This window comes from Halobacteriovorax sp. HFRX-2_2, from assembly GCF_043196705.1.
Classification (GTDB): Bacteria; Bdellovibrionota; Bacteriovoracia; order Bacteriovoracales; family Bacteriovoracaceae; genus Halobacteriovorax_A.
This window is the reverse complement of sequence record NZ_JBEBMT010000003.1, coordinates 19,955-37,766: the sequence shown is the minus strand read 5'-3', so window position 1 is coordinate 37,766 and position 17,812 is coordinate 19,955. Positions and strand designations below refer to the sequence as shown.

Sequence of the window (17,812 nt, the reverse complement as noted above, 5' to 3'; positions counted from 1 at the left end):
GCCACGATGGCAAAATGATGCCGAACAACTCAGAGGCGACCACGGCCTGCTTCGGCTCCTGCCTCTCGCAGGCATACATTTCTTCCTGAACATAATGGGAGCCTTCGGGTAACCAACTTCGCAAAACTCACTACAACTTATTGAATTAAAGATTGTTATAATTTGAAACCACGATGGAAATAACGCCGAACAACCCAGAGGCGACCACGGCCTGCTTCGGCTCCTGCCTCTCGCAGGCATACAGTTCTTCCTGAACATAATGGGAGCCTTCGGGTAACCAACTTCGCAAAACTCACTACAACTCGATCCAAAACCTCATCTTCTTCACATCATCAACTTCAATAATATTCTCAAGCTGGCCACCATTTTTACGAATTGTCTTCTCAGATCCAATATTCCCCTCATCACAAGTTACAAGAACCTTTTTAAGGCCCTTAATATTGTCCCTAACGTAGTTTAAGGACTCAGCAAGGATTTGAGTCGCATAACCTTTACGGCGGAAACTAGGGCATACTCCGTAACCAATATGGCCACCAACCTTTGAAAGATGATCATTTAATTCAAAGCGAATTGAAGTACGACCTACAATTTTACCCTCATCATTAAAGGCGAAGAGTAAGGCCGCCGGCACATGCTCTTTTGGAATATGAGTCCCCTTTGCAAACTCCGGAGCTATCGAAACATATTTTTCAAACTCTCCATTAGCTAGAGTTTCCCAGTAATGGACAAAGTCAAAATTGTTTTCCCAATGCTCGTGAAAAGCAGCAAAGAATTCATCCTTATCCTCATGAGTTAAATATCTAAGAGTAATTTTATTCATGTATCTCCTTCATCTTTAGAAGCTCAGCACACGCTAAGTAAATATCTGCTTGTAAGTGGCGGTCTTCTGACTTTAAAATTCGGCAAACCTCTTCAATAGTAGCAGTTCTCAAAGTGTTAGAGTTAACGAAATTAACATCCCCAGTGAAAATGACGGCAGCTGAGACAGGATGGGGAAAATGTTCTCGCAAAGGCGTCTCGTACTTATCTTCTAAGATCCAATGCCCAAGCTTATTAATACTTTTCATACTAATGCCAAGTTCAAGACCTAACATTCGCTCTAAACCAAAAATAACGCTCTCTCCCTCTTTTAATTCTCCTCCAGAATAATCGAGCTTACCACTGTCTTTAACAATGTATAGCCACTTGTCACCGGCCCTCGGAACAAAGAAGATATTGGTTATAAGAGATTCATTAATTGATTCTTCAGTTAAGAAAAAACGGCGTTTAAAATGCTCATTATCAACTGGAGACAAAAGAGTTGAATATTTATCTATTTCCATAAGGTGATTATACCAGAGAAATAGAAACAAAAAGGCCCTCTTTCGAGGGCCCTATATAAAACAAAATATAAGTTTGAATTATGCTTTATCGAATTTGATAACTTCAGTTGGACAAGCTTCAGCTGCTTCAAGAATAAGAAGTCCGTTATCAAGAGGTGCATCTGGACGAATTACACAGTTAGTATCTGTAACTTCGAAAACCTCTGGGTAAATACCTTCACAAGCGTTACAAACAATACAACCTTCTTCAATCCACACCTTAGAAACTGCGAAGTTCTCTTGAGCAGGAGCTCCTGCACCAGCAGCACCAGCGAATTCACCAGCAAATTGTGGGTTAGCAGAAATTCTAAGACCTACAGGAATATCTCCTTGAGGAATTGAGTCTGCAATAAATGAACGAGTTGTTTGGTGGTAAAACATTTTTGGTTTTACATAACCATATTTCTCATTGAATGTTTCAACAGTATTCTCAGCACCACGGAAAGCTTCAATAAACTTGCGTCCCTTCATTGTGCGAGATTGTGTAAGGCCATCTTTTGACTTAAGTTCAATTTCTACAGTTGAAGAATCAAGATTCTCAAGCTCTAGAATTTCTTTAAAAGCAGGACCCATCTTAACTTCGATACCAAAGTCTGAATCTTGAACAGCAAAGTCACTTGAAACAGTAACTTGTGTTTTCTTACCAAATGGGTTGAATAGCCTAACAATAACATGATTGAATTTTGCAGGCTCTCTCGAATTATTCCAACGGTAGCCAAAAGCAAAACTTTCATCGTCTGAAGATTTTAGAACTTCAAACTTCGACTTCCCAAATAGGAAGAAGAATGAACCTGAAAGAAGGCTTAAAACACCTAGTTGGACAACCATCCCTGTTACAACTAATAATGCAATAGCTAATGCAATTAAAGTAGTATTCACTTTATCTCCTTAAATTTCACTTGTAATTTCCTAGAGTATAGCACGAATTAAAATTATTCGTCTAAGGAATTACACATAGTTAAATCGATTTTATCTAACGCGGCAGGACTAAATCCCACACAGCTTTTAACAAGTCCACTACTGGCAGCAGCAAGTCCAAGTGTTTGATTTTGCGATCTTATCCAATAGTAACCATCGGCCACTTCCATTTTTAATGTTTGGCCATTTATAAATCGAAGCGCAGTGGCCTCATCTAATTCTAATTTTTCAAACCCAATTAGCTCAGTAATAGGATTTGTATAATTCAATAAAAACTCATTAGCGTCGAAGTTATCATCGTCAAAAACACAGAGGTCAATACTATTACTGAGGTCAATCCCTGCTGAATTCGTTCGACGTAAATCTTCTAATGCTCCTCTTGTGCCGAGCTTCTTAGCAAGATCATCAAAAAGAACACGTATATAAGTTCCAGAAGAAACACAAACTCGGAAAGTAACTTTACGCCCTTGAACTTCTAGTAACTCAACTGCATGAATTCTTCTTTCTACCGGTGGCTTTTCAATGAAGACACCTTCACGGGCCCACTCATGTAATGCCTTACCTTCGTGCTTAGTTGCAGAGAAGGCCGGAGGGCTTTGCATATATGAACCAACAAATGATTGAAGTTCTTTATTTACTTCATAAAAGCTTACTTCAGAGAAGTCTAATTCTTCTAACGTTCCTTCTTGTGTATCAAAGTCCCCAGTTGGAGAATTAATACCAAGGATTCCTGTCGCGATATATTCTTTAGAATCAATTTGAGTGTATTGGTTGAGTCTTGTCGCAGGCCCAATACCAATGACTAAAAGACCTGTTGCAAATGGATCAAGAGTTCCGAAGTGCCCGATCTTTCCGATATTCTTTGGAAGGTTTCTTTTAAAGCGTCTAATCACATCAAATGATGTCATCCCTTTTGGTTTATCAACTTTAAAAAAGAAAGGCCCAAAGATTGGGCCTTTAAATTTCTTATTTCTTGAAGCCATTAGAAAGACTTTCCTTTATCTTTTTCAGATTGCAGAAGTTTTTCAATTTCCTGCTCATCTTCAAACTGAGAATCATATTCTGCAGTTAAAGAAGGCGTATGCCTTACTTGTAAAGTCTTAGCAAGGTGACTTCTGATCTTACCTAAAGAAGCGTCCATTGCCTTAGCAATATCACCTCTTTTGGACGGATCAAATGTATCCCAAAATAACTTTGCCGTAGAAAAGTCTGGGCTTATTTCAACTTTTGTAATCGAACAAAAAGTAAACGCTGAGTTATCTAGTCCACGACGAAGCAATTGGTTTACTTCGTTTTTAATTTGTTCTTCATACTGAAGCTTTTTCTTATTGCCACTCATGACATCTCCAACCGAATTAAAGAATTGGTGAGTCTGCTGTTAAAACATCCTCAAGCTTACGTTTCTTTTCTTTCAGTTTATATGCTTCGAATAGGTCGCCAACTTTAACATCGTTGTAGTTTTCTAGGCCAACACCACATTCGTAACCATTTTTAACTTCTTTAACATCGTCTTTAAATCTCTTAAGAGAAGACATCTTACCATCAAACATGATCTTACCTTCTCTAAGAAGACGTACGTTACAACCAACTTGAATAGATCCATCAACAACAATAGAACCTGCAATTGTTCCAACTTTAGGAACAGAGAATGTATCACGTACTTCTGCGCGCCCGATATACTCTTCAGTAAACTCAGGATCAAGAAGACCTTCAACTGCAAGTTTCACATCATTGATTAGTTCATAGATGATTGAGTAAGTCTTTACATCAATTCCATACTGCTCAGATAACTTACGAGCAGATGTTGATGGTCTCATATTAAATCCAAGAACAAAGGCACCTGAAGTATTCGCAAGTTCAATGTCTGAGTCACTAATTTGACCTACACCACCACGGATAACTTTTACCTCAACTTCTGGATTTGAGATTGTTTCAATAGCAGATTTAATTGCTTCAAAAGAACCTTGTACATCTGAACGAATGATAAGGTTAAGATCTTTCTTTTGACCTTCTTCAGTAGCAGCTGTAGCAAAGAAGTCTTCAAGAGAAACTTTTGGCCCTTGAGTTTGTGCAGCTGTTTCGATTCTAATTCTTTCATCAATACGGTTTTGAGCAATTTTCTTAGCTTCTCTTTCGTTCTTAACAACGTTAAGAGCATCACCAGGAGAAGGAGCTTCACCTAGACCAATAATCTGAACTGGCATTGAAGGACCAACTTTTGAATGTTGCTTACCTTTGTGATCAGTTAGACTTCTTGCACGTCCGTAAGTTTCACCTACAACGATAGAGTCACCTTTCTTAAGTGTTCCAGTTTGAACAAGAACAGTTGCAACTGGACCACGTCCATGCTCAACTCTTGATTCAATAACAACACCTTCAGCAGGACCTTTCGGCTCTGCTCTAAGTTCCATAATTTCAGCTTGTAGAGCAATTGCTTCTAGAAGCTCGTCAACACCGTCTCCCTTAAGAGCTGAAATGTGACAGAATTGAGTTTCCCCACCCCATTCTTCAGGAGTGATGCTAAACTCAGTTAGAGCTTGTTTAATACGATCTGGGTTAGCACCTTCACGGTCCATTTTGTTAACCGCTACAATTAATGGCTTACCTGCAGATTGAATATACTTAATTGATTCAACAGTTTGAGGCATTACACCATCATCTGCTGCAACAATAAGAATTACGATATCTGTAATATCAGCACCACGCTGTCTCATAGCACCAAAGGCCGCGTGACCTGGAGTATCTAGGAAAGTCAGCTTAGAGTCTTTAACATCTACCGAGTAAGCTCCAATGTGCTGAGTGATCCCACCAGCTTCGCCAGCAGCAATCGATTCATTTCTAATATAATCAAGTAAAGTTGTCTTACCGTGATCAACGTGTCCCATGATTGTAATTACAGGTGCACGTAGAGGAAGCTTATTAATTTGCTCTTCAGAAAGCTCTTCCTTCCCAAGTGCTGCATCCTCATCAAATGACTGATCTTCTACTCTATAATCGTAAAGGGCAGCAATCTGACTAGCTAGCTTAAGGCCAATATAGTCACCATTTCTAACAAGTAGATTTAGATCAAGACACTTATCGATCATGTCTTTAAGCTTCACAGAAAGTTTCTTAGCTAATTGCTCAGCGTAAGCACCACCGTGTAACTTAACAACTCTTTTTGCTTCTTTTACTTCTGTAATCTCTGTTGATTTCGAAGGACCTGAATACTGACGCTTTCTCTTAACTTGAGTATACATTGGGCGACCAGTTCCCTGTAGAGAAGAGTATGATTTAAGCTCAGTCGTTGCACGTTCTTCATTTAAGGCTTGTGAACGATTAACTGTTTTCTTAGCACTTAGCATAGAAGCAAGACCACTTAGACGATTCTTATCCTTTTTCGCTGTACGATCTTCGTCAGTTCCAACAGGGCCAGCTTTAGAGTTAATATCATCCTCAGCCTTCTCATCTTTCCCAGCAGCTTTCTTCGCCTTACGGGCAGCAGCTTTCTCTTTATCTTCCTTAGTCGGAGCAGAAACAATTCTAAGACCAAATGGCTTACCATCTAAAGTCGTCGACTCTTTCTTTTCTTCTTTTTCCTTAGGAGCTTCTTCAGTCTTAGCTTCAGGAGCAGTTTCTTCTTTTACTTCCTTAGCTTCAACTTCAGTCGTTTCTTCTTTTGCTTCAGCAGTCTCCGCCTCTTCCATCACAGGAGTGCTTACAGACTCTTCAGTTTTTACTTCAACAGCTTCAGAAGATTCGATTACAGCTTCAGTGTTTTCATCATCAGAAGTAGCCTCCGAAGATTTTGATGAAGCTTTACGACGTACAACAGTTTTCTTTTTACGAGTAACCGTTTTCTTAGCAGGCTTATCTTCCTCGCTCTCATCGTCAGCTTTTGCTGCAGACTTCTTTCTAACTGTCGCCTTTTTCGCAGCTTTCTTTTTGACCGTCTTCTTCTTAGTTGCCTTCTCAGCAGAAGCACCTTCAGCACTTGACCCAGCAAGTTCTTGCCACTTAGTAATATCTTCATCAGATAGTACAGACATGTGGTTTCTTACTGAGAATCCGTGAGACTTCAGCTCTTCTACGAGGTCTAATGGCTTCTTTCCGAGTTCATTGGCCAATTCAAATATTTTCTTAGGCATTTTTTCTCCGTAGTATGACTACACTTTTCTATTTTAAAATTACTTAATTTTAAATGCAGCTAATTCTTCTCTTAATCTTCTTTCTGCTTCATTAAACTTATCAACACCTTCTTCGTCCTGATCTGCACCTTCTTTATTAATAATACCTAGGTACTTAGGAACAGCAGAAGCAGATACTAATTCTTCTTCACCTTCAGGTTGAAGTTCAATTGTTCCTTCTTCAACTAGCTTTGCTGCTTCATCAATTGCAGTTTGAGCTGCAGCAGCATCAATACCGGCCATTGAAGCAATTTCTTCAGCAGGAGTTGCCATGAAGTCACCAATTGCCATGATGCTATTTTGAACAAGAACTTGTGCCATTGCATCTGTAACAGATGGGATTTGAAGTAGGTTTTCAACTGCTTTATTAACTTTCTCTTGAAGTTTAGACTTCGAGATGATGTTAATATTATAACCAGATAGCATTGCTGCCAAACGTACGTTTTGTCCACGACGTCCAATAGCAAGTGATAACTGATCTTCTTCTACGATTACGTCCATTGATTTTGAATCGTGATCGATCGAGATATTTTCAATTTCAGATGGTGCAAGAGCTGCAACTGCAAATGTTGCTAAATCATCATTCCATCTTACGATATCAATTTTTTCACCTTGAAGTTCATTTACAATATTTTGAACACGTGATCCTTTCATACCAACACAAGCACCTACAGGATCGATATCTTTATCTACTGATTGAACAGCAATTTTAGCTCTTTGACCTGGCTCTCTAGCAGCAGACTTGATTTCAATAGTACCGTCTTGAATTTCAGGTACTTCAATTTCAAATAGCTTCACAAGGAACATAGGAGAAGTTCTTGATAGTCTAATTTCTGGCCCACGGTTAGTCATTACTACTTCTGTTAAGAATGCCTGAACTCTATCACCTGGATTGAATTGCTCACCAGGAATCAGCTCTCTTCTTGAAAGAACAGCATCTGCCTTTCCAAGGTCAACGATAACATTTCCTCGCTCATATCTTCTTACAATACCTGTTACAAGGTCACCTTGTCTGTGCTTAAACTCAGAGAATAGGATTTCTCTTTCTGCATCACGTACTTTTTGCATGATAATCTGACGAGCAGTTTGTACGTCAACACGAGTAAAGTTAGGGTTTTCAATTTTAATACCTAATTGATCACCAATTTCAACATCTTCATCAAGTTCTCTAGCATCACCTAGATTGATTTCGATAATTGAATCTCTTACTTCATCAACAACGTTCTTATATTGGAAGATCTCGACATCGTCATCATCTTCATTATAACGAGTTTCGTACTCACCCTGGATACCAAACTTCTTTCTTGCTGTTACTAAGAAAGCTTGTTCAATAGCGTTTACGATAATTGACTTATCGATCCCACGGTCTTTTCCTAAAACATCAATAATCTTACTTAATTCTGAGAAACTCATTTTTCACCTCAAACAATTACACTTCTGGTTCAAGTGCGATCTTATTAATATCATTTAAGTTTAATTTTAAATCAAAATCACTATCGAGAGTCACATCGATGAAGTCATCGCCAAAGCTATTCAGAACACAAATAATCTTTTTGGCACTAGCTGTCTTCTTATCAAACTTTTCACCTGGAAAAAGTTCACCAAATTTCTTATTCAGTTGAACTAAAATACGCTCACCGATGCTTAATTCTAGATGCTCTCTCGTTTTTATTTTTCTAAACATCCCTGGAGAAGATACTTCTAAAACAATGTCATCAGGAATCCATTCAAGTGCTTCCATTGGCTCACTAAAAGCGCGGTCAACATTTACACAATCCTCGATAACGGCCGTCTTAGTTTCTTTATTCATTATATAGACACGTAAAGTTTTAGAGCCTTTGATATATTCCATATCGTATAGAAGATATCCTTCTCCACTTACTACTTCTTGAGTAAGTTCATAAAACTTTTGTTCCATACCTGAATAAGAGATATCTAAATCCATTAAACGCATCCCATATGCTTTTACAAAAAAGCCTATAAAAATAAAAAAAAAGGGTAGCCCCAAAAGTCTACCCGATTATATCTTGTTAAATATTTAACTAATCGTTATTTACTCAAAAATTGAAAAAACTTTTCTAATTTCTAAGTACTTATTAATTATCAAAGATTTTGAAATCTTGTCAAGGTTTGTCATTGATAACTTATGAAAACAACTTCAATTTACGACCTTCTGCATTATAACAGCACTACTTCCATCTGCATAGAAATTCTTCTTTAAATGAATTTTCTCAAGACCCAAAGTTTCATAAAACCTGATAGCACCTTCGTTTGAAGCTTCCACCTCAAGGTAAACTTGAAATGTTTGGCCATCAAAAGTCCTCTGACAATGACTCAACATGTCTTCAAATAGCTTCTTAGCTATAGAGCGTCTTCTGAAGTCTGGATGAACAATTATTTTATATAAATGGCAAAAATCCGGAGCGTTGACTTCAAAAACACAAATTCCTTGAATCTCACCTTCTTCGGCCCAAATGCATGAGATCTCTCGTCCACTTGAAGCCAGGCCCAACCAACTTTCTTTTGTCCAAGGCCAATTAAAGAAACTTGACTCAAACTTCGCCAGTTCCTCGAGCTTCGGCCCTTTAATATGAGAAAGTAGACTTTGCTTAAAGTCACCCATGGTTACAGAAATAGTCTCGAATTAATATTCTTAAAAACAAAATCTTTGTATTCAGTAAGTTGTGAAGAAGATGCATCTAACTTATTAGATTCCACAAAGCTATCATACCTCTTCTTAAGCTCTTTATTGGTGTTATAGATTTCATAGATTTTACCAACTAGATCTTTTGAAACCTTACATTTTCCAAGCTTAGGATTATCCATGAACTCGTTTTCAAGGTTTAGTGACTTTGATAAAACCAATGCTCTTAAAACCAAGTCTTTTTCACTAGCAACTAAATTGCGTGGCCCGATCTCTACTTGTTCAAGCCTTGAACTCAATCCAGACAGCCTTTGGATATAATTATCCTTGCCTATTAAACAAAGACTCTGATGATATGCTTTTAAAAGTTCATTGATATTATGGCCAAAATAAATCTGCCCATTAACAGAGAAAAGGGCCCTATCTTTAAGGGCCCATATATTCATCATAAATATTGAAATAAGAATAAATCGCATTAAGTATAATGCTAATTAAACTGGAGAACTAATGTCAACGTTTGCAACAGCTTTACCAGCTGTAAGCTTTGTTTCCATTTGATAACGAATCTTAACATCAGGGTTGAAAGTATATCCGTCTTTTCCACGAATAATGTACTTTCTTTTCGTATTACTATTATCCTTAGGCTCAATAAGCTTTCTTAGACGAGAGATGGACGTGTAGATAAGCTTATCGTGAATAAGAGGATTGTATTCATCTTTCCAAATCTCACGTGCTAAATCTTCTTTGTCGTAAAATGAACCACGATTTTTAGCAAGCAAGAAAAGGATCTCAAGAAGAACAAAGCGGTGTTTAAAGTCAATCACACCAATATTCTTCTCTTTTACTTTTCTATTATTACGATCAAGATAGATATCAACACTTGAATCATTTACTTCATGAATTTCAGCATCAAGCACATTAGTTAGACGCTTAAAAGTTGTTGAATCAACAGCTTGCTTTGCAAGGTTGTAATAAAGCGTCGCTCTATCATAATCACCTTTAACCTTTTCAACTTGTCCAATCCCTAAAAGGATATAACCATAAAGATTCCAACACTTCTTATTCTGAAGAGTGATATTTGCAAGATTAAAGTGCTTTAATGAAGCCTCGACGTCACCCTTAGCAATCAGGATTTTTCCGTAAGTCATATGCATTGATCCACCAAGATATTCCTTATTAATGATTTTTAATAAGTTATCTAGTTGGGCCATATAATCAAGAGATAGATCAAACTCTCCTCTATTATAAGCGTTATTAGCAAGGGCCAATAAACACTTCGAGTGAAGATCTGGATCGTTTTCTTCTTTGGACTTATTATAAGAAAGCTCTAAGTCGCTAAATGCACCTGCAAAGTCATTTCTATATGATTTAATTAAACCAGCGTAATAGAAGTATTCAGCTGAAAGACTTCCTAAGTTCATCTGTAGATCATTAATGATATTCTCACTTTGATTTACATACTTAGCAGCTTTTTCATCTTCTAACTTCTCAGCTGCAATCCTAATAAGAAAACTTAGAATTTTTAAAACGCGATAATTATCCTGAGGACACTCAGCACAGTCGATGGCCTTTAAGAAATTTACTTCGGCCTTATTAAGATCGGCCTTATCATAATGAAGCTTCCCTAGTTGATAATATGCCTTACCAACTTCTAACTTAGTCAAAATATCTTGCGAAGGAATAAGCCCTTCACCATGACCAAGAAAGCCTAAAACTTCAGTCTTAAAGCCGTCATTTACTTTATTTCCAGATTCTTGTCCCCCGACAATCTGCATATCAACTCCCTATTTCCTATTCCGCTGTGAGAATTTTGTGGAATCTTACCACAACATGTTCATAACATGTCATCACGCTGCCCGTCAAAACTCTTTACAATAACTAAAATAATTACATTCAAAATATTGATGAACCCTTTAATCATTTGATATTATGGGCCTTTAAAGTAGGATTTATTCCAAAATTTTATGGAGATTACATGCCCAAGTACGATTTAGACACAATCAGACACTCGAGCGCCCACTTAATGGCGCAAGCAATTTCAAGACTTTACCCGAATGAGAACGTTCAATTTGGCGTTGGACCGGTTATTGAGAATGGCTTCTACTACGATATTCTGATGGATCGAACCCTGGGCGAGGAAGATCTTCCAAAAATAGAAGACATGATGAAAACAATCATCAAAGAAAAGCTACCTATTGAAAGAAAAGTTATGACAAGACCTGAAGCAGTTGAATTCTTCAAGTCACAAGGTCAGGAACTTAAGGTAGAGCTTATTGAAGCGATTCCTGAAGATGAAGAAGTTAGCTGCTACTCTCAAGGTGAGTTTATCGACCTTTGTCGTGGGCCACACGTTGAGAATACAAATGACCTTCCACAAGGGTTTAAATTACTAAGCATCGCCGGCGCTTACTGGCGTGGAGATGAGAAGCGTGAAGTAATGCAAAGAATTTACGCGGCTTCATTCCAAGATAAGAAACTTCTTAAACAACACCTGATGATGCTTGAAGAAGCAAAAAAGCGTGACCACAGAAAGCTAGGTAAAGAGCTGGAGCTATTCCACTTTGAACCTGTTGCTCCTGGTGCACCTTTCTTTATGCCTAAAGGAACAATCGTTATTAACGAACTTGTTAACTATATTAGAAGACTATACCGTATCTACGAATACGACGAAGTAATCACTCCACAGATCTTAGATAGCTCTCTTTGGCACACATCTGGTCACTACGAGCACTATAAAGACGATATGTTCTTTTCAAAGATTGATGATCGTGAATATGCAGTAAAGCCAATGAACTGCCCATGTCACATGCTTATGTTCAAGCACTATAAGTATAGTTACCGTGATCTTCCTCTTCGTTATGCAGACTTTGGACGTCTTCATAGAAATGAAAAGGCCGGGGCCCTTGCGGGTCTAACTCGTGTCCGCTCATTCTGCCAAGATGATGCCCATATCTTCTTAGCGCTTGATCAAGTTCAAGAAGAAATTCAAAGAACAATGAAGATGATCTTCACTGCTTACGAGCTATTTGGATTTGATAATATTACAGTTAATCTATCAACTCGCCCGGAAAAGAAAGCTGGTGACGATAAGACTTGGGATATTGCAGAAAACGCACTTGAAGAAGCACTAAAGGCTTCAGGTCACGACTATGTAATAAAAGAAGGTGACGGTGCATTCTATGGGCCAAAAATTGATATCGAAGTTGCAGATGCTATTGGACGTAAGTGGCAGCTAGGAACAATTCAACTAGACTTCCAACTACCAGATCGTTTTGATCTTAAGTTTACAACAGCGGATGGTGGAGAAGAAAGACCAGTTGTTGTACACCGTGCCCTACTAGGATCACTAGAGCGATTCTTTGGTGTTTATACTGAGCACGTTGCAGGTGTTTTCCCATTCTGGCTAGCTCCAGAACAAATCGTTATTGTTCCAGTTAATAATGATGCTCATGGTGAAGCGGCCCACAAGATTAAAGATCAGTTATTTGCACAAGGTTACCGTGTAAAAGTCGATGATCGTAATGAAACAATGGGATATAAGACACGCCAAATTCAAAAGTCTAAAATTCCATTCATGTTCGTTATCGGTGACCGCGAAATTGAAAACAATGCAGTAGCTGTTCGTAAGCATGGTTCGAAAGGTTCGTTCAATTGGACGAATGCAGAAATGCTTGAAAAACTAGCAGCACTAGATAGTTTAAAATACCCTAAAGCATAAGCTTTAGGGTTTTTTATATTCACTTTTAAAAGAAGGTTTCCATGGAAAGGAAAAATATCTTAATCATATGTGGTGGTGGCTCTACTGAGCATGAGGTTTCTCTTCGCTCGGCCGCTTTCGTAAAAGAGCAAGTGGCCCTCATCCAAGAACTCAATCCTATTGTCGTTGAAATGACAAAGTCAGGTGACCTCACTCTAAACGGTCACAAAGTAAGCCTAAACGGACAAATCTTAGAAACAGCAACCGAAAGGCCATATATCAATTATGTCATTCCTGTAATTCATGGCCCTCCTGGAGAAACGGGAGAGATACAATGCTTTTTAGAAATGCATAAACTTCCCTACTTTGGACCTCGTCATGAAGGGAGCAGTATTTGCTTTAACAAAGTAACAACCAAGCTATGGTTTGATCATTTAGGAATTCCAAACACGCAGTGGATGTCAATTCATAAAGAGCTACCTTATGATCGAAGTGAAGTTGTGGACTTTTTCGAAAAATCAAATAACGACGTTTTTATAAAGGCCGCAAGTCAAGGTTCTTCAGTTGGTTGTTATCACGTTACAAATAGAGAGGACTTAACTGATGCTATCAATAAGGCCTTAGAATATAGTGACGACATACTTATTGAAAGGACACTTAAAGGACGTGAGTTAGAGATTGCCGTATTCGAGCAAGATGGAAACCTCCATGCTTCTAGGCCAGGTGAGATCGTCAATGCAGGTGACGAGTTCTATGACTACGATCAAAAATATAGCGAACAATCAAAGGCCAAGACATTTGTTGAAGCGCCGAACTTAACAAATGAGCAAGTCTCTCAAATGCAAATCATTGCAAAGACTGCATTCAAGTGTCTCAAACTAAGACATCTTTCACGTATCGATTTCTTCTTAAGTGAAGGCAATATCTATTTAAATGAAATCAACACATTCCCAGGTATGACTAGTATTTCGATGTTTCCGAAGATGCTAGAAAACACTGGACTAAAATTTAGCGATTTTTTAAAAGAGAAGATACTTAAAGAAGTTAGATAATTAAAAACATTCAAGGGTTACAGATATGGAAATCAACTTAATCACAAAAAATAGCCACGAACATGCAAAAGAGAAACTTGCGACAATGTATAAGGATAACTTTACTTCAGCTGAGAAGAAAGAATATATTCCACATCACAAATTCTCTCAAGGTCCATACCTTGCGATGGAGACAAGCGACGAGAACTCTCCCGAGTTCCTTTTGGATGCTGCCTCACAAATTGCAACACTAGGACTTGGATTCAATGCGACGGCACTCTTTGGCACGACGATGCATCAAAGTGCGTGGACCGGTAATTATCTTGATTCAACATTCATTGAAATTGCAGACTCATTTAAAGAACTCCTTAGAGAAAAGGCGTCAAATAATAGGCTAACACCTGTCTTTGTTAACTCAGGAGCAGAAGCAAATGAAGTTGCCCTGATTATGGCCTATAAAAAGAGGGCCCACACAGCTGCAAACCAAATCATTGCATTTGAAGGTAGCTTCCACGGACGCTTTCTTTCAACTCTTTTTTCAACTTGGAACCCAAGTAAGCGTGAGCCGTATCAAATTGAAGGACACGAAACAACATTTATAAAATACCCAGAAACCAAAAGTGATCAATTCTTGATTGAAATCGATTCAGAATGGACAAAACTATGGGAAAATCCTTTTGCACAAAACTTTGAAGCAAAGCTTGCTGATTTTGAAAAAAATGCGGATGAACTATTGAGATCAGAAATTACATCTTTAAGACAGCTACATGAAGTTCTTAAAGAAAATACACACTTTGCAATTCTAGTAGAGCCAATGCAATGTGAAGGTGGTGATCGCTATTCAACAAATCGCTTTCACGTGGCGCTTAACTTACTTGTGAAATCATACAAAGTGTCAGTTATCTATGACGAAGTTCAAACAGGCTTTGGCCTTGGGCGTGATTTCTTTTGGCACAGAACATTTGACCTAAAAGATTCACAAGGGAACCAGATAAATCCAGAATATATTACTTGTGCTAAGAAGGCCCAAAGTGGAATTGTTCTGACAGAAGATCCATGTTGGGAAAATAATGAATTTCAAACATCCTCAGTTATCAGAGGTTACTATCAAGCGATTGCTATTGATCAATTACGTTATAAAATCGCAGCAATTGAAGAGTACACTAGAAATAAGCTCTCAGAACTTGTAAGCAAGTGGGATCAACTTTCTTCTCCTAGATGTTTTGGAGTGGCCTTTGCTTTTGACTTATCAGATTCAAAAGACATTGCTCCGTTTATTTCAAACCGCTTTGATCTGGGTCTACTCTATTATCAGGCGGGAGATAATACGTTACGTTTCAGACTTAACACTGCCTGGACAAATGAAGATATTGACTATCTTTTTGATGCAATCAATGAAATTGCTAATCGAGTCTATAAAGGTGAATCAACTGATCTTAAGTATACCCCTAAAACAAAAGTTAATTCTCCAAATGAATACCTTTGGCATAGTAAACTTGTTGAAGCCTTCAAAGGAGACGTACAAGACAAAGATGCATTTAACTTCGCTCAAGAGTTCTTTAGTAAAGAATTCAATTTAGAACTCATTAAAATTGACGGTGAAAACTTCGATTATTACAAACATAAAATCGAAGAAATTCAACGTCATACTTACGAACCGACGAGACAAACAAGCATTGAAAAGTTTAAAAAGATCGCTCACTGTAAGGACTCAATTGCAATTGCTCTATTAAGTGAAACAAAGCAATTAGTAGGAATCTCTTTTGCAGGTAAAATATCGCACTTCCCTCACGAAAGTGGACTTCGCCTTGTTAAGTATTTTGACAACTCAAATACTCTCTACATGCTAGATACGACAATCGTAAATATGGAGCAATCTCAAGGGATGGGGAAATACTTAAAGTATGCACTTACTCTCCTAGCAAGTGCGTATGGGAATGACTATATCTACGGAAGAAATCGTGACATCCATGCAGGAGCAATGCTTGCTATTAACTGCTCTCTTGGTGCAATTATTGAGATGAGACTTAAAGAAAATTATCTTGATGATGAAGAACATCGTGACGTCATCATTTACCGTCAAAATCTAAAATGGAAAAATGAAGATTTGAAATATTCAACTTCTCCTATTTTAAATACGGCCTCTTTCGAGAGCATGCCAACACTTGTAAACAAGGTATGTCTATCAAACTTTATTGATGAAAGCTTTATGGCAAATCTAAAAGAATTTAAAGGAGTTGTGCCAAAAGAGTTACAGCACTTCTTTACAGCAAGTGGACATAGTGAATGCGTTGAAAAAATCTTCAAATCAATCTTAATTAAGAATCAAAAACAAAGAACAAAGGTAATCTCTTTTAATCATGACTACTTTGGTAAGCAAAGCTTTATGTCAGCGACTCTTTCTGGTGTCTTAGACTTCTACCCAAATTCAAAGGTTGATACTCTTGGACAACTAAAAGAAAAACTTTCTTCAAAAGAGTACTTAGCGGTGTTCATTGGAGATCTTCTCGTTAATTTCTCTCACGACGAACTTAAGGAAGTTATAAAAATTGCACACGACAATGGAACTAAAGTTGTCTTTAATGAAAGTGTATACTTCCACAGTAAAAAGAAGCTGTTTTCAAAAGAGCATGGAATTATTCCTGATGCTAGCTATATCCATATTGCGGGACAGATTGGTATCTGTATGCTTCAAGAAGAAGTCTATGAATCAAGGCCATTGATGATGATCTCAACATGGGATGGTGATGCTTACGCTCTTTCTCAAGCAGTGGCCTACCTAAAGTCACCGGCACAGACAAGCAAAGAGTTTAAAATTATCAATGACTCTTCTTACAGTTTCGCTTTAAAAGCGCCAAATATTTTTGGTAACCAAACAAGTAAGAAGTGGTATTTTACATGTTAATGACAGATTTAAATCTACCAATATTTAAGTACGATGCTAGTGGCCCATATGAAAATGGGCTAAAGCATGGTGAAACTTTTAAAGAGGCAATTAAAGAATTAGTCGAAATTCGCACAAACCTTTTATTAAAAAGATCTCCTCACTTAAAAGATAAGCTCGATGAGTTTGCACAAATTCAATTTGAAGAAACAATGAAGTTTGATGCGGCCCTCGCACAAGAAATCGAAGGTATAGCTAAAGGGAGTGAAACATCAGTTAGAGATATTATCATTCTCAATAATTATACAGACTTTAGAGACATTCAATTAGATTATGAGAATCAAGATGAGGGTTGTACATCAGTCTCTTATATTGATGAGACAAATAGTATTGCTGCTCAGACATGGGATATGCATCAAAGTGCGAAAAACTATCTCATGCTTATTGATATCGTTGATGAAAGCAAAGGCACACGTCAGCTAATTTATACTGTTTGTGGATGCCTAGGGTTAATGGCAGTAAATAATCACGGACAATTCATTGGCGTTAATAATATTAATGTTGTTGATGGTGTAAATGGAATCATCTGGCCTGCACTTATTAGAAAAGTGGCCCAACAGAGCAAATTAGAAGAAATTGGTAAACTTCTTATGGAAGCACCTATCACTTCAGGACATAATTATTTAATTAGTGATGGTAAGTCTGCCTATAATTATGAAATTACTCCAGGCCAAAAAGAAATATTAAATTCTAATCCAAAAGGTTTAATCTTTCATACAAACCATTGTCTTGGTGAAAAGGTAAAAACAGTCGAAGACCAAAATAATATTAGTAAAACCACTCATGCAAGGTTTGATCTGGTTAGTAAATACAAGAATGAGATAAGTGATGAAGCTTCAGTTATGAAGCTACTAATGTCCCACGATGGCCATCCCCTATCAATTTGTTCTCACTTTGCACCAGAAGGAGCAAAGGATCCATCTCAGACATGCGGAGGGGCATTATTTAATTATCAGACTCAAGTATTTAAGGCCTGGAGAGGCTGCAAAAAATATGACAAAAATTTTGAATATGTAGAAATTCATCTACCCCTAATTTTATGAAAAATTAG

General features: G+C 37.7%; 15 protein-coding genes. 4 read left to right on the top strand and 11 right to left on the bottom strand.

The genetic code is table 11. The features are described 5' to 3' along the window. Positions 1-295 precede the first annotated feature (295 nt). From ABMA79_RS10720 to ABMA79_RS10670, 11 genes are all read right to left on the bottom strand, one after another. Complete coding sequence (locus ABMA79_RS10720) at positions 296-820, bottom strand: GNAT family N-acetyltransferase (RefSeq protein ID WP_393092496.1); 525 nt, start codon at positions 818-820, stop codon at positions 296-298. After that, positions 813-1,322, bottom strand: a complete 510-nt coding sequence (locus tag ABMA79_RS10715) for a hypothetical protein (RefSeq protein WP_393092494.1) — start codon at positions 1,320-1,322, stop codon at positions 813-815. Before ABMA79_RS10715 ends, ABMA79_RS10720 begins: the two co-directional genes overlap by 8 nt. A gap of 78 nt (positions 1,323-1,400) precedes the next feature. Further along, entirely contained in the window at positions 1,401-2,240 is an 840-nt protein-coding gene (locus tag ABMA79_RS10710; RefSeq protein WP_392860295.1) for a ferredoxin, read from the bottom strand. A gap of 53 nt (positions 2,241-2,293) precedes the next feature. Next, positions 2,294-3,262: a tRNA pseudouridine(55) synthase TruB gene (gene truB / locus ABMA79_RS10705; RefSeq protein WP_393092491.1), complete on the bottom strand. Its 969-nt coding sequence runs from the start codon at positions 3,260-3,262 to the stop codon at positions 2,294-2,296. Continuing rightward, positions 3,262-3,618 carry a 30S ribosome-binding factor RbfA gene (gene rbfA / locus ABMA79_RS10700; protein ID WP_392860292.1) on the bottom strand — a complete coding sequence of 119 codons (357 nt, stop codon included), beginning with the start codon at positions 3,616-3,618 and terminating at the stop codon, positions 3,262-3,264. The genes truB and rbfA overlap by 1 nt, the downstream gene beginning before the upstream one ends. Positions 3,619-3,634: 16 nt before the next feature. Continuing rightward, positions 3,635-6,406: a translation initiation factor IF-2 gene (gene infB / locus ABMA79_RS10695; RefSeq protein WP_392860290.1), complete on the bottom strand. Its 2,772-nt coding sequence runs from the start codon at positions 6,404-6,406 to the stop codon at positions 3,635-3,637. Positions 6,407-6,445: 39 nt separating this feature from the next. Continuing rightward, the gene (gene nusA, locus ABMA79_RS10690; RefSeq protein ID WP_392860288.1) at positions 6,446-7,858 is read right to left on the bottom strand and encodes a transcription termination factor NusA; all 1,413 of its coding nucleotides are present in this window, start codon (positions 7,856-7,858) and stop codon (positions 6,446-6,448) included. Between the two features lie 16 nt (positions 7,859-7,874). Then, a complete protein-coding gene (gene rimP, locus ABMA79_RS10685; protein ID WP_392860286.1) occupies positions 7,875-8,390 on the bottom strand; it encodes a ribosome maturation factor RimP in 516 nt (171 codons plus the stop codon). Positions 8,391-8,603: 213 nt separating this feature from the next. Further along, the gene (locus ABMA79_RS10680) at positions 8,604-9,068 is read right to left on the bottom strand and encodes a GNAT family N-acetyltransferase (protein ID WP_393055360.1); all 465 of its coding nucleotides are present in this window, start codon (positions 9,066-9,068) and stop codon (positions 8,604-8,606) included. Between the two features lie 2 nt (positions 9,069-9,070). Beyond that, entirely contained in the window at positions 9,071-9,538 is a 468-nt protein-coding gene (locus tag ABMA79_RS10675) for a hypothetical protein (RefSeq protein ID WP_393092488.1), read from the bottom strand. A gap of 42 nt (positions 9,539-9,580) precedes the next feature. Next, positions 9,581-10,864 carry a winged helix-turn-helix domain-containing protein gene (locus ABMA79_RS10670; RefSeq protein WP_392860280.1) on the bottom strand — a complete coding sequence of 428 codons (1,284 nt, stop codon included), beginning with the start codon at positions 10,862-10,864 and terminating at the stop codon, positions 9,581-9,583. Between the two features lie 200 nt (positions 10,865-11,064). Here ABMA79_RS10670 and thrS point away from each other — a divergent pair, with 200 nt between their 5' ends. Genes thrS through ABMA79_RS10650 form a run of 4 tightly spaced genes read left to right on the top strand, consistent with a single transcriptional unit; the run spans position 11,065 to position 17,804 of the window. After that, on the top strand, positions 11,065-12,807 hold the full coding sequence (gene thrS / locus ABMA79_RS10665; RefSeq protein WP_392860278.1) for a threonine--tRNA ligase: 1,743 nt from the start codon (positions 11,065-11,067) through the stop codon (positions 12,805-12,807). 41 nt (positions 12,808-12,848) lie between these two features. Then, positions 12,849-13,838: a D-alanine--D-alanine ligase gene (locus ABMA79_RS10660; protein WP_393055357.1), complete on the top strand. Its 990-nt coding sequence runs from the start codon at positions 12,849-12,851 to the stop codon at positions 13,836-13,838. A 25-nt stretch (positions 13,839-13,863) separates the two neighbouring features. Further along, entirely contained in the window at positions 13,864-16,722 is a 2,859-nt protein-coding gene (locus ABMA79_RS10655) for an aminotransferase class III-fold pyridoxal phosphate-dependent enzyme (RefSeq protein ID WP_393092485.1), read from the top strand. After that, positions 16,722-17,804 carry a C45 family autoproteolytic acyltransferase/hydolase gene (locus ABMA79_RS10650; RefSeq protein ID WP_393092482.1) on the top strand — a complete coding sequence of 361 codons (1,083 nt, stop codon included), beginning with the start codon at positions 16,722-16,724 and terminating at the stop codon, positions 17,802-17,804. The genes ABMA79_RS10655 and ABMA79_RS10650 overlap by 1 nt, the downstream gene beginning before the upstream one ends. Positions 17,805-17,812: the final 8 nt, after the last annotated feature.